General features: G+C 32.6%; 8 protein-coding genes. 4 read left to right on the top strand and 4 right to left on the bottom strand.

What is annotated here, in order from left to right; all coding sequences use genetic code 11:
• Positions 1-6: 6 nt before the first annotated feature.
• The 3 genes from ACH2BG_RS11785 to ACH2BG_RS11775 all read right to left on the bottom strand — a co-directional run bounded on the left by ACH2BG_RS11785 (position 7) and on the right by ACH2BG_RS11775 (position 3,825).
• Complete coding sequence (locus tag ACH2BG_RS11785) at positions 7-2,277, bottom strand: cation:proton antiporter (protein ID WP_395047890.1); 2,271 nt, start codon at positions 2,275-2,277, stop codon at positions 7-9.
• A gap of 122 nt (positions 2,278-2,399) precedes the next feature.
• The gene (locus ACH2BG_RS11780) at positions 2,400-3,056 is read right to left on the bottom strand and encodes a LytR/AlgR family response regulator transcription factor (protein ID WP_395047889.1); all 657 of its coding nucleotides are present in this window, start codon (positions 3,054-3,056) and stop codon (positions 2,400-2,402) included.
• A 28-nt stretch (positions 3,057-3,084) separates the two neighbouring features.
• Positions 3,085-3,825, bottom strand: coding sequence for a sensor histidine kinase (locus ACH2BG_RS11775; RefSeq protein ID WP_395047888.1), 741 nt, complete (start codon positions 3,823-3,825; stop codon positions 3,085-3,087).
• 667 nt (positions 3,826-4,492) lie between these two features.
• Between ACH2BG_RS11775 and ACH2BG_RS11770 the strand changes: the two genes are divergently transcribed.
• The gene (locus ACH2BG_RS11770) at positions 4,493-5,203 is read left to right on the top strand and encodes a recombinase family protein (protein WP_395047887.1); all 711 of its coding nucleotides are present in this window, start codon (positions 4,493-4,495) and stop codon (positions 5,201-5,203) included.
• Here ACH2BG_RS11770 and ACH2BG_RS11765 read toward each other — a convergent pair.
• The gene (locus tag ACH2BG_RS11765) at positions 5,174-5,428 is read right to left on the bottom strand and encodes a helix-turn-helix domain-containing protein (protein ID WP_395047886.1); all 255 of its coding nucleotides are present in this window, start codon (positions 5,426-5,428) and stop codon (positions 5,174-5,176) included. The genes ACH2BG_RS11770 and ACH2BG_RS11765 overlap by 30 nt on opposite strands.
• 94 nt (positions 5,429-5,522) lie before the next feature.
• Between ACH2BG_RS11765 and ACH2BG_RS11760 the strand changes: the two genes are divergently transcribed.
• The 3 genes from ACH2BG_RS11760 (at position 5,523) to ACH2BG_RS11750 (ending at position 14,258) form a co-directional block, all read left to right on the top strand.
• A complete protein-coding gene (locus tag ACH2BG_RS11760; protein WP_395047885.1) occupies positions 5,523-6,680 on the top strand; it encodes a hypothetical protein in 1,158 nt (385 codons plus the stop codon).
• Positions 6,681-6,880: 200 nt separating this feature from the next.
• Positions 6,881-7,330, top strand: a complete 450-nt coding sequence (locus ACH2BG_RS11755) for a T9SS type A sorting domain-containing protein (RefSeq protein WP_395047884.1) — start codon at positions 6,881-6,883, stop codon at positions 7,328-7,330.
• Between the two features lie 10 nt (positions 7,331-7,340).
• Positions 7,341-14,258, top strand: a complete 6,918-nt coding sequence (locus ACH2BG_RS11750; RefSeq protein WP_395047883.1) for an RHS repeat-associated core domain-containing protein — start codon at positions 7,341-7,343, stop codon at positions 14,256-14,258.
• The last annotated feature ends 35 nt before the right edge of the window (positions 14,259-14,293 follow it).

Raw genomic sequence — 14,293 nt, 5'->3', positions numbered from 1 at the left:
TTAATACTAAGGTTTTACAATTAAAATCGTTGGCGTATTGTTGAGCCAAGTGCTTTGTGAATCGATGAGTTTTTTCCAACTATCTAAGCTGATAATCATTAAATCCTGTTGCACTAAAAACTCTTTTCTAATGGTACGTTCTTGCATCATCATAATATGATTAGGCGCTATTTGCTCCATAGAACGAATGCTTTCTTGCATGTGCGTGTTGTTTTTTACTTCATCTAAAACATCTGAAATTATGATTTGTGATCCATTATTATGAATCAGTTTTTGTGCATATTCTAGCAAAAAAGTGTCTTCTTTACTAAATATGGGAATAAATACATTTTCTATTTGTTCTAATCCTTTATTAACTAATATTCCGACCGACATTTTGCTGTTTGCTATGATTTGACGCGTATTTTCATCGAATGGTGAATTTTCAAACAAGCCTTCTTTACCCGTTATTTTATCGATAAGTCGGTCTGGATTTATGATTCTGGTTGTGAATCCCAATACTTTTCCTAGCAATGTTCCTTCAAAAATAGATTGCCCAAGACCAACTAACAATAAATCATATTCTCCGTGATTGGCGGTTTCTATAAGATCAGAATTAATATCGTTGGAAGCTTTAAACAAAGTGTATATTTTTTGTTGTAATACATCTGCTTCTATTGTTATTGGCAAGAACGTTTCTTTTTCGTAATCTTTTAAATTGAAAGAATGTAACTCCGAACTCAAACCCAAATGCATGGCTGTGACAATCGTATTTTCGGTTTGTTTTTTCACCAAACTGTTGGCAACTTTTAGCAAAGCTTTTCCTTTTTTGGAAGAGTCAAATGACAGTAAAACTTTATATTTACTTTTGTCACCAATGGTTTCGGGAATAAAATGTGTTTTGGTTTTAAAAATATAATTAATTAAATCTAAGGCTGGTCCTGTCATAAAAGTCGTGACCAATGCCATAATAACCATCATCGTAAAAATTTCGGTAGACAACACACCCAAATCATACCCAATATTTAGCACAACCAATTCCATCAATCCTCTTGTATTCATTAGCGCTCCTATAGAAAGACTGTCTTTCCAATTGTGTCCAACAAATTTTGCTGCCAAAGCACTTCCTAAAAACTTTCCTGCCACAGCTACTAATATGATAATTCCTGTTATTTCCCACAAATGAATATCATTAATTAATCCTATTTGAGTACGCAAACCTGTAAACACAAAAAATAATGGTAGTAACATAATAACCGAAACATCTTCTACTTTTTCGATAAATACACTTCTAAACTTAGCGTTTTCGGGCATTATTGCACCAGCCATAAAAGCACCAAACAAGGCATGAATACCAATTAATTCTGAAACATATGCTGAAATTAATAATGTTAAAAAGAAAATAGCAACGATAGGTTTGTTTAAACTTTCTTTGGTACGATTAATATCTGCTACTCGTTTCAGGAATGGTCTCACTACTTTTAGCATCAATAACACATACATAAGTGCCAAACCAATAACGTACAATGAACTGGCGAAAGAACCTGCTTTTACAATGGCAATAACTGCAGCTAGAATACACCATGCCGTAATATCATCGGCAGCAGCACAAGTAATGACAATGGTTCCCAATTTTGTTTTATGAATATTTCTTTCTTGAACAATTCTAGCCAACACCGGAAAAGCAGTGATACTCATAGAAATTCCTAAAAACAAACCAAACGCTGTGAAGTCGATTCCTGCTGGAGCAAATAATTTATAGATGTAAAAAGCCAAACCCATTCCCAAAGCAAACGGAATAATAATACTCGCGTGACTAATAACAACGGCGTCGTGGGCTTTATTTCGTAAGGCTTTCAAGTCTAGTTCCATTCCGATGACGAACATAAAAAGGATTAGTCCAATTTGGCTCAAGAATTGCAAATTACCTAACGATTCTTTTGGAAAAAGCATTCCTGAAAATTCAGGATAAAACATTCCCAATAATGATGGTCCTAAAACAATTCCTGCGACAATTTCGCCAACGACTGATGGTTGTCCTATTTTTTTGGAAACCCAACCAAAAAAACGAGCAACCAGAATAATAGTTATAATTTGGACTAGAAGTATTGATAATGGATTTTGTAAATTATGAGTCATCGATGCAATAAAATCATTCCAATGACCGCCTCCTTTTGTATTTGAAACAATATTTTGTCCTTGTTCTAATGTTTTTCCATTAATGATTATAGTATAGATTAAAGCCGAAAATCCGCCTATAATTAATACATAAAACAATGAATTTTTAAAATTTCTCATAATTACTTGAATTTCTATTAGCAATAATTCGATGCAAATATGGGAAGTGTTTTTTTAGTAATAAAACAATTATGCCATCCTTTTTTGGAGATTGTAACAAGAAGGAAAAACTTTGTAATAAGTTAAATCGTAACTAATTTCATAAAGGCAGAACGGTAAGTTTCGCTTAATAAAATGCTAATAAAATTTCCGTTTTTGTCCTGTTGCTTAAGTGTAATTTCGTTATGTGTATAATGCTTGACTTGTGATATGGCAATAATTTCCTTTTTATTTACTCTGCAAAATTTGGTTTCAGGAATTTGTTGAAACAAAGTTTCGAAATTAATATTCTTCAAAATCAACACACTTCCATCAATCAACAATGCTACTTTATCTCTGCTATCTTGTTCCGCAGATTTAATTTGTACCAATTGATTAATATAAATGATTGCTTTTCCTTTATCGGTATTTAATGTGATAAAAGCTGGGTTTTGAATTGTGTTTTTATGTTTTTCAACAGCTTTGAGAACTGCTTTGTGTAGTCGTTCTTTAGTTACGGGTTTGGTGATATAATCTACAGCATCGATATTAAAAGCTTCCGACGCATATTCTTTATAAGCCGTGGTAAAAATAACCAGTTTGTTTTGAAGTTGGTTCGCTAATGATAATCCGTCCATTCCAGGCATTTCAATATCGGTGATACACAAATCGAAATCTATCGAAGTGGTTTTTTCGAGTAACTTTTCGGGCGAATTAAACACTTTGACTATTTCTAACTCTGGCATTTGTTCGCAAAGCATTTTCAAATAAGTCAGGCCGTGTAATTCATCATCTAGCAGTATGCATCTGAGTTTTGTAGTCAAGGAGATTGATTTTTAAATGAGCCGTGTAGACATTCTTTTCGACTAATCTGTCTAATTTGAATTGGTTTTTATAAATGATTTTAAGGCGCTGTTCTAAAGTGACGGTTCCCAATCCGCTGCGATCTTTTTTCATTGCTTTTTTGTCCGAAACTTTATTGGAAACAGTTAGCATGAAGCAATTGTCTTTAAATTCGAAAATCACTGTTATAAATGCATCTGGACTTTGCAAATCGGCATGTTTAAAGGCGTTTTCAATTAAATCTATAGATAATAAAGGCGCCAATAATGCTTCCTCATATAACTTTTCATTCTCATTGATTTTGGTTTTTACCGTAAGTTCAAAAAGCGGACTGATTTTAATTTTATTTATCTCGATAAGATTTAAGGCAAATTCTATTTCCTGTTTTGGTGTAACCCATTTTTGTTGGCTGTCATACAATATATAATCTAAAACATTAGCCAACTTATCGAGTGCAAAATAGGTTTGATAAGCATGAGATTGTATGGAGTTGAGAATGTTTTTAAAAAGATGTGGATTCAGTCTTGACTCTAAAGTATCTAGTTTTAAACCATCGACTTTCATTTCGAGAGTACTATAATTTTTAAGTAGTCCTTTTTTGGTTTTTTCAGATTGCCACAAACGCCATATGACAATACACAAGACTAAAATTACTATGACTAAAATTAAAATCAATATAGAAATCATACAAATTAGATTTACTTAATAACTATTTAAAGCAAAAATACTCAAAAATTGTAGGTTTGTTCAGCCCATAAAAAAAAGACTATCATTTCTGATAGTCTTTTCGCTTTTTGCTCCCCTAAGTTTCCATTTATCGAACCAAATATACGAAGATTTACGAAAAATCTATGATTTAAAGGAGTTTGTAAATGTTAGTGTTATATGTGGAAATAATACTTTAAATAGATAATGCCTTTTGTTTACCAGTAGTAGTCTCCCATACTAGTATAGAACCATAGGATAGTAAGTTTAGGTACTCAATATTAAAAATGTCTCAACAATTGAGTTAAAAAGTGTCTCAAAACAGAAATAAAAATTACTCGAGATAGGTTTTAGAGAATCAAATATTTACTAAAATCGGCGATAAGTATTGAATTATAAGGGGGCACAGTATTATTGTAGAATAAATGAAAATTGAATAAATTCATTTTTATGAGACACTATTGGGACACTATAATGTCTTCTAATTTAAAGATGATATTTTGTTATGGTAAATCTCATGCCGTAACAAAAGAGGGTGATTTACCAAGAAATGTTTAAAATTATTTTAAGTAAGAAGTAATATGATCAATTGTATAATTAAAAGCGAGGTGTTAAATCGTCTAAACGTCCGTTTAAACTCCGTTACACTATGAAAAAATATATTTCTTATTATCGAGTATCAACTCAGCAGCAAGGTAATTCTGGACTCGGATTGGAAGCTCAAAAGACACTTGTTAGGAATTTTCTTAATTCAGATGATGTTCTTATTAAAGAGTATGAAGAGGTTGAATCAGGAAAAAAGAATGACCGTCCTCAACTTCATAGAGCAATAGAACAATGCAAGAGAGATAATTCGATATTGTTGATTGCTAAATTAGATAGACTTTCACGTAATGCTTCTTTTATTTTCACTTTAAGAGATTCAAAAATTGATTTTGTTTGTACTGATATGCCAGAAGCAAATTCTGTAACCATTGGAATTATGGCAGTTTTAGCTCAAGACGAAAGAGAGAGAACCAGCCAAAGAACAAAGGATGCTTTAGCTGAACTGAAAAGAAAAGGAGTAAAACTTGGCTCACCACAAAATTTGACCATAGAAGCAAGACAAAAAGGGATTGAAGCAACAATCCAAAAGGCATTAAACAATACTAACAATCGTAAAGCAACGGCATTAATAATGTCTTTAAGAAAAGATAATTTGAGTTATAGACGAATTGCTTACGAGTTAAATAAAAGCGGATTTAAGACCAGTACAGGTAAAGAATTTTCAGGGTCACAGGTTTTGATTTTGTATGACAGATTCTGTAGTAATCAAGCTCAACAAGATGTTTTAGACTTTAATATTTTCAAACAATTCTGAAAGCGTAATTTTCAAAGCTGATGCAATGATTGACAAGGTTACAATATTTGGGGTTACCCTACCTTTTTCAATCTTATACAAATACTGTCTATCCTTACCTACCATAACAGCTAATTCAGTTTGAGTTAAGCTTCTCAATTTTCTGAATATAACTATTTGCTCCCCTACAAGTTTAGGAATTTCATTAGATAATTTAGATATGTCAGTTTCTGGAAGACTTTGCATAATCGTGCAAGTTCCAAGTAAAAACATTAATTTTTGTAACCTTAAAATACTACATAATTTGTATATTTACAATCTAATCAATAAGAAATTATTTATGAAAAAAATTAAGTTCGGTCTAGGAGTTATTTTAATTATTGTTGGATTTGGTGGAATGTTTAAGGATTCATTCTTTGGAGGGGCATTATTATCGTTATTAGGAGTTCTACTTTTACCTCCAATTTCAGAGCAAATCAAAAAGAAATTTAGCTTTTGGCAAGGCAAGACACTTAGATATGCTACCTACATTATTTTGTTTTTAGTTTCGGCAGGATTAATGAATAAAAACGGTTTAAAACCAACAGATAAAATGATAACTGCTACTGACGAGCAAGGAAATGTAATAGTTGAGGTAGCCTATCAAGAATATATAACCCAAACAGAAAAAGAAGTTGCTGGACTCTCGGCAGATAGGAAACAACAACGAGCTAAATGGCTGAATGAGTTATCGAAAAACTCAATTTATATTCAACTTGTGAATAACAAAATTGTTTCGGTGGATTATCTGCCAACTTTAACAGCAATTAGCGATGCAATCAAGAATTCAAATGTCAAAAATGGAGAATCTGAATTTGGGATTTCTGATAAAATTGCAGAAAGCGTAGAAAGTTCAAGTGATGGTAAAAATAAAATGCAGTTTGTTGTTGATGTTTCTTTGCTTTCTCTCAAAATGAATGGAGGCTTACCAAAAAAAATTGTTGCCGTTTTTGACAGATATAGAACAAAATATAATCTTTATAGTGAAGAAGCAAAAATATATTATAACACATCTGGAAAAAGTGAAAATTTAAAAAATTGGTTCAATATCACTTATACTTTTGCAATTCTTGACCCAAAAGATAAGAAAGTATTAGACGGAATTTATGAAACCAATTTTAGCGATATTGGAAGTTGGAGTGATGATGATACAATTTTCGATTATCCATATATGATAAATAAAGTAGCATATTTACAACATTTAAAAAGCAACAATTCAGATTCAAAATACCTACCTAAAATGAATGATATAGACGTTTGGGATGAATTTGGTGCAGATGTTAAAACTCGTATTGAAATGATGATATTTAATAAAGATTGTGATGCATTACAACAAGAATTTAATGCAGCAGATGAAAATATTAAACGTTTTCATAATGCAGGTAGAAATAGCAATAAACATTCAGAGTTAATGGGTTTTGTAGATGAGCAAATGAGAGATTTAGGTTGCTATAAATAAACTAAATCTCAAATAAATTTAGCTTTAGCCCCATCAAATTGACGGGGCTTTTTTTTAATAACATTCTAAAAATTTATTAAAACAGTTTTAGAGATCCTTCTACTTAATTTTAGTTAGAAGTACTTCTAACTAAAATTAATGATTGTTTGGTATTGCTTTTTAAATGTAGTTTTGCAAAAAATTAAAAAACTTACTGAATTATGAAAAAAAATCTTACTTTATTACTTTTTCTTATATGTTGTATTTCTAATGCACAGCAAAAAATAAGTTTTGCTTATGATGAGGCGGGTAATCAAATTCAAAGATCATGGTGTTTAAGTTGCCCAGCTAAAACTTCAGGAGAAACCCCTAAAGAAGTAGCCGATTTAAAGCAAGAAGATTTGCGAAAATTCTTCCCAACAGATGTTATTTCCTATTATCCAAATCCTGTAAAAGAACAACTCTATCTTAAGTGGGAATTGATAAATGACAATAAAGTAACTTCAATACAATTATACTCTTTGAGTGGACAGTTGGTAAAATCATATACTAAGTTAGAAAACACAGACAATCATACCATGACTTTTGGAGCATATCCTAATGGGATATATACGTTATTGTTGTTATATACAAACGGAGAAGAAAAATCGATTAAAATAATAAAAGAATAAATATATCCCAATGAAATTACGATTATTAGCCATAACACTATTTTTAGCAAACACTTTATTTTCTCAAAATTTTCACGACACACAAGGCAAACTTGAAATTTCCAGTGCTGGTCAAGCTACTTATACTTTGCCTATTGCAATGCCAGCTAGTATTAAAGATGTTGGTCCAATAATAAATTTAGTTTACGCAAGTGGACAAAATGGAGGTATTGTAGGGCAGGGTTGGAATATTAATAGTATTTCTAATATCGCTAGAATCTCAACAAGACAAGATATTGACGGTTTTAGAGACGGTGTCGATTTTGATGCCGATGATAAGCTAGCTCTTGATGGACAACGATTATTATTAAAATCTGGGACAGGCGCATATTGGTCTGATGGTTCACAATACGAAACAGAAGTACAAAGCAATACAAAAATAGAATTAAAAGGAGTTGGAACTGCAATGTATTTTATTGTAACTTCTCCTGATGGTTCTCGTGCATGGTATGGGAATTATGGAGGAATGGACGCAACCGATGCAACTGCTTATTATATTGTACGTTTTGAGGATGCCAATAGTAATTTTATAACATATCACTATGCAAAGCCATTTAATAAAAGTTTATGTATAACTGAAATTCGTTTTAGTGCGAATACAATAACAAATGCTACACCTCTTAATAAGATTGTTTTTTCATATAAATTGGCTGCTCGATATGAAAATGCATACATCAAAGGAATAAAATTAGAAAAGGTAGAGATTTTAGATAAAGTAGAAGTATTTACTAATAATTTGCTTTTTAAAAAATACCAATTAACGCATATTACTGATGATTTAGGTTATCAGCGTGTTAGTCAGATACAAGAATTTAACGGCGCAGGAGAAGCAGCAAACCCTGTCCTTCTTGATTATAATGTTACTTCAAATGATGTTACTGAAACAGGAACAAGTTATGACGATTATTTGAATCCATCAACTAGTCCTGATATGTCTGGAGATTTTGATGGTGATGGGGCTGTCGATTTTATCTCTGGGAAATCGGTTTACACAAAATTATTTCAAGGAAATGGAAATGTAAGCACTTTACCTTTCACTGATAGTGCTAAACGAAAATTTGCAGCTGTTACTTTAAGTAATAACAAAATAAATCAGAAACAATCTATTGTACACGCGAGTGAAACTTTAAATAACATTGCTTTTAAAGTATACAATCTTTCTAATTCAAATACCATAACACTCGATTATACTAAAGACATCCAATTTAATAATTTACATAATTTTGTAAACGGATGTGAAACAGATTCTCTTGCTGTTATGCCAGCCCCGATAGTTAAAGAATCTAATGAATTTTTAGAAGGCGATTTTAATGGAGATGGATTATCAGAAGTTTTAATCTTTTCACATGATGAGTATCATTTGTATGGTCAAGCTGCACCACCATTAACAGGCAGACTACCAGATGATCCAAATCCTTGCTCTATGACACATGTTGTTTCGAGAACTTATAATGAGGTACGTCTAGTTGATTTAAATCCAAATGTTTCTAATACATACAATACAAGTGGAAATTTCAGTTTAGAAACTCCAAACGTATTTTTATATGGAGATAAGAAGTTCATTATGGATATGAATTTAGATGGTAAAGCAGATGTTTTTATACTAAATAATGACCAATCCTATAAAATTATTTCATTTAAGCAATTGTTAGTGGCGCCATGGGTAGAACTGGAAATTATAGGACAAGGGACAATAGAATCTTACTCACCAACCAAACAAATCCTTTTTGGGGATTATAATGGTGATGGGAAGCCTGATATAATGTTGCCTGATGCAGATATCAATGGTTGTGAAACATGTGATTTGTGGCATATTTATTATAGTAATCCTAATCCTGCAGGCGGTATTTATTTTGTAAAACAGTCACATAATATTGTAGCATATAGACCAAGTTCAGGTAATGAGTATAATACACAATGGCATAATAGCACTTATTATGCAATGGATGTTAATAAAGATGGTAAATCAGATTTAGTAAAAGTTTGGACAAATGTGTGGCAATATAGTCCTTTTTGGGACCCAAAAGATTTAGATTCTTCTTGGACTGTAGATACTTATGTTAACAATATTGGCTTGAATGGGGGTTTTACAAATAATTATACCTCTTCAAGTTTTCATCATGATAATGATAACTCAAGACCAATTCCTTTAGTTAGTAATTTTAAGTTTCAAGGATTAGATAGTGACCTGTTAATGATTCGTTTTTCAATAGGAACTTCTTTTAATAAATCAGTAACTTATGTAGATTTTCAAAAAGATGTTTCACAAGATAATCTCTTAACAAAAGTCACACAATCAGGCGGGGCTATTGTAGATGAAATAACTTATAATAGTATGACTCCTACAACTGGTTCGACAGGTTTAGGAGCATTAAATGATTTTTATTCCTCGGCTGACGAATTATTGTATCCGCTAGTTGAACTTAAACAAATGCCAACTAGTAAAATAGTATCACAGCTAAAAAACACTTCATTGGGTGTTACAAAAATGCAAGATTTTAAATACCATGGTTTGTCTTTCAATCTTAACAGTATTGGATTAATTGGTTTCAAAAAAACAGCACGTAGTAGTTGGTATAAGGATAGTTCTGAGAAAAGAATGTGGAGTGCTGTAGAAAACAATCCTTTGCAAAGAGGAGCTACAGTAAGAACTTATAACCAATTATTAAATAGTTTTAATTTTACATTTCTAACAAATTATACTTCAGGATTATTAAGTAAATCGGAAAACATTTACACAGAATTAACAGATCCTATTACTAAAAAATATTCCATATTATTAAACAATCAAACTTCAACCGATTATCTAACCAATATTATTTCTCAAAAAGTATATAACTCATATTCTCCTGATTACTTGTTGCCATTAAGTGTAACCTCTAATAATTATCTAGGAACAATTTTACATGGTTCAACAACTACAGTAACAGATTATGACAATGTTGTTTCGGGTATTGGTAGTGGTTATTATATAGGTCGTCCAAAGGAAATAAACACAACTGCTACTATTTATGTAAATACATTAACTGGTAGTCCAGACACTAAAACTAGTAATGAAAAGTACTTTTACACTAATGGGAATTTAACTCAAACTGAAAAGAAAGCAAACGGTTCTGCTGAAACATTAATAGAAAATTCAGCTTATTTTCCAAATGGGTTATTAAAAAGTAAGACGATTAGCGCTACTGGAACTACATCTACAAATGCAGTGTCAGCGAGAAGTACTTCCTATACTTATGACCCAACCAATCGTTTTGTTAAGACGATAACAGATTCAGAAGGTATGGTTGCCACAAACAATACCTATAATCCATTGTATGGCGTGGTTTTGAGTCAAACTAATCCTTTGGGACAAACTACAACAAGTATTTATGATAATTGGGGTAAAAGAACAAAAATAACAGATTTTCTAGGTAAAAATGTCAATTACACCTATACAAAAGCAAATAATATTTACACGACAACACAAGTAGGTGATGACGGAAGTAGTAGTATTGTAGATAGTGATGCTTTAGCTAGAATAATTAGAAAAGGAAGTAAAGACATTAATGATAATTGGGTATATTCTACTACTGAATATGATTATTTAGGAAAAAAAGTAAGAGATAGTGAACCTTATTTCTCGTCGGCTTCACCTACACAATGGACTGCTTACGAATATGACGATTACTCAAAACCCATAAAGACGACTTATCACACAGGAAAGGTTGTAAATACAGTTTATAATGGCTTGACTATTACTGCAAATGATGGAGTAATGTCAAGAACAAAAACTACGAATGCAAATGGTCAAGTTGTTTCGGCAACTGATACTCCAGGCGGCACAATTACCTATAAGTATGATGCGATGGGTAGTTTGTTGGAATCTGATTATAGCGGTGTAAAAATAACGATGCAATATGATAATTGGGGCAGAAAAACCCAATTAACGGACTCGTCAGCGGGTACATACACATATAGTTATAATGCTTATGGAGAAGCCCTGACAGAGGGGACTCCAAAAGGACTTACTTCTTACATTTTAAACCCAGTTGGTAAATTAATAACTAAAACAGTTGTTGGTGCTACTGCGGCAGAAAACACCAATATAACCAGTACTTATTCGTATGATGCTACCAACAAATGGTTAACAAATATTGCTGTGACTAATCCTAATGACGGTAACAGTAATTATGCTTATACTTATGACACGGCAACAAAGCAATTGAAAAAAACAATCGAAACATTACCGTATGCCACTTTTACAAAAGAACTTACTTTCGATTTATTTGGTCGAGTAAACACAGAAACTTCAATAGCTTTAGCACATAGTAAGACTAGTCCTAAAACCATAACGCACGCTTATAAAAACGGAGTGGAATCGCAATTATTAGATGGTACAATGAAATCTCAGGTTAATACTACTAATGCCCGAGGTCAAGTTTTAAGCGCGGCATTAGGTAATGGCATTGCTATTACAAATACCTATGATACTTACGGATATATTACACAAAACAAACACCTTTTAGGCACTACGAATGTAATGACTTTAGACAATGTTTTTGAGCCTACATTAGGGAATTTGACAAGTCGTTATAATAGTATGTTTGATGCTAGAGAAAGTTTTACGTATGACACTTTAGACAGATTAACTTCTTGGGATGGCATAGGAACCAACCTATTGACATTGCCTTTTAATACCACAACAGATGGTTTTACTTTTACAGGAACCAGTACCACTGGATCTGTAACTAATGTTACAGGAACGATGAAGGTAGTTCTGAAAAATACCCTTGTAGCAGCTAAAAAAACATTAACTACCATAAATGTAGCTACGGGAAATAAACTGAGAGTTAAAGGAACTATAACAGGAAAGACTGGTACTTCGGGTGTAATTGTTGATGCAGTAATGGTTGAAACCGATCCTCTGGATGCATTAAATTATGTCGAAATACCTTTTGGAACAGTAAATAATGGTGTGTTTGATGCTAATTATACTGTAAGTGATTTTGTAGCTAATCCTAAGTTGACCTTGAAATTTATTGTTGATGAGAGTAGCCCTGAGAGTTCAAACGGTGGCGGTACAGTTGCCCCAAATGCTACTTTTTTTGTAGACAATCTAACTATTGACAATGTTACAGTAAATACTCAAAATTATGACGACCGTGGCAAAATTACCGAGAATGCTTTAGGTCAGTATAAATATACCAATACAGCAAAACCGTACCAAAATACATCAGTTTTTGTAAGTTCAGAAGCAAATGCTTATTATACAACAAGACCATTACAAGGCATTACCTATAACGCTTTTAAATCGCCTATACAAATTGAGGAACAAGGAATTGATAAAATTAGTTTTGGATACAATGCCATGCAACAGCGAAGTATTATGTATTACGGTAATACAGATACAGATAAATTAACAAGACCTTACCGCAAATATTATAGTGCCGATGGTAGTATGGAAATTAAAGCTACTTTTGCAGCTGGAAATACGACTACTCCCATCACTATTGAGTTTATTACTTATGTAGGAGGAGATGCTTACTCCGCTCCAATTGTTATAAAGAGTGACGGAACAACACAAAATTATTTTTATTTGCATCGTGATTACCAAGGTAGTATCTTAGCTGTTACAAATGAGACAGGAGGAGTAGTTGAGAAAAGATTATTTGATGCATGGGGAGCAATTGCCAAAGTGCAAGATGGAGCAGGCAATAATTTAACAAAACTAACGTTCTTTGATAGAGGTTATACAGGACACCAGCATTTAGAAAGTGTAGGTTTAATACATATGAATGGTCGTTTGTACGATCCCAAATTACATCGTTTCTTGCAACCGGATAATTTTGTACAAGACCCGTATAATACGCAAAATTTTAACAGGTACGGGTATTGTTTAAACAACCCGTTAAAATTCACAGATGTTTCGGGAGAAGAGTATGCAATGTTAACCGCAGCAATTGTAGGTGCAGCCATCGCTGTGGCAACTTATCTAACCGTTTCGTTAATTAATAATACGCCAATAACATTTCCTGGGTTGGCTTATAATACTGTTGTTGGAGGGGTAAGTGGAGCAATAACTTCTGGAATAGGAACTGCTGTAGGAACTATAGGTAATTTTTGGGTCAGAGCAGGAGTTCAGGCACTTGCCCACGGATTATTTCAAGGGGGTGTGTATGCTGTAACTGGAGGTAAATTCTGGAATGGTTTTGCCGCAGGTGCAATAAGTAGTATTGCAAGTAGTTTGTGGGCTGGTGGTACAAACACCACAGCAGGAGCAGACGGAACAAGAATTGCACAAGCAGGTAGTGGTTTTGCAGGTTTTGGTAGTAGTGGAGCGAGTATGATTGTTTTTGGTACAATCGCTGGTGGTGCTGGTGCGGCTCTAACTGGCGGAAACTTTTGGCAAGGTGCAGTTACAGGTTTAGTTGTTAGTGGACTGAATCATTATATGCATCCAAATGATAGTTATGAGGATTTTGACCAAGAAGATCCAGTAAAAACAGTAAAAACAGATCCAATAGATGCGTCAAAACTTGATCCAAAATTTAAAACAAACGGTAAAGATTGGGAAATAAAAGGTGGTAGACATACTATTACAACAAAAAAAGAGATTTTACAATGGGATTATAAGAAAGGAGAGATAGAGGTTTATAATAAGGCTAATAAACAACATTTAGGAGGATTTGATCCAAAAAATAGAGGTAGAATGATTTCAAATTTAGATAAAACAAGAGTTCCTAATGGCGGTTGGAATGTAACTACTTCAAAAGTATTAGGTTTAGCTAGTAAATTAAGTAACTTTTTAAATCTACCTGCTTTTATGTCATTACCGCCTCTTTTTCAAATGCAAATGCAAAGTATACCAGGGTATGTTAACCCGAACGCAACAATTCAAACTTATTAAATAGAAAAATGATTATCTACATTAATAATAAAAAA

Source organism: Flavobacterium sp. (genome assembly GCF_043779715.1).
Taxonomy (GTDB): Bacteria; Bacteroidota; Bacteroidia; order Flavobacteriales; family Flavobacteriaceae; genus Flavobacterium.
The sequence above is the reverse complement of the archived record's forward strand: the minus strand, read 5'-3'. Positions and strand labels throughout refer to the sequence as shown.

What these genes read in the sequence shown, in the direction of transcription:
- ACH2BG_RS11770 (WP_395047887.1), top strand. Translation starts at nt 4,493, where the DNA reads ATGAAAAAATATATTTCTTATTATCGAGTATCAACTCAGCAGCAAGGT.
- ACH2BG_RS11755 (WP_395047884.1), top strand. Translation starts at nt 6,881, where the DNA reads ATGAAAAAAAATCTTACTTTATTACTTTTTCTTATATGTTGTATTTCT.
- ACH2BG_RS11760 (WP_395047885.1), top strand. Translation starts at nt 5,523, where the DNA reads ATGAAAAAAATTAAGTTCGGTCTAGGAGTTATTTTAATTATTGTTGGA.
- ACH2BG_RS11750 (WP_395047883.1), top strand. Translation starts at nt 7,341, where the DNA reads ATGAAATTACGATTATTAGCCATAACACTATTTTTAGCAAACACTTTA.
- ACH2BG_RS11780 (WP_395047889.1), bottom strand. Translation starts at nt 3,056, where the DNA reads ATGCTTTGCGAACAAATGCCAGAGTTAGAAATAGTCAAAGTGTTTAAT.
- ACH2BG_RS11785 (WP_395047890.1), bottom strand. Translation starts at nt 2,277, where the DNA reads ATGAGAAATTTTAAAAATTCATTGTTTTATGTATTAATTATAGGCGGA.
- ACH2BG_RS11765 (WP_395047886.1), bottom strand. Translation starts at nt 5,428, where the DNA reads ATGCAAAGTCTTCCAGAAACTGACATATCTAAATTATCTAATGAAATT.
- ACH2BG_RS11775 (WP_395047888.1), bottom strand. Translation starts at nt 3,825, where the DNA reads ATGATTTCTATATTGATTTTAATTTTAGTCATAGTAATTTTAGTCTTG.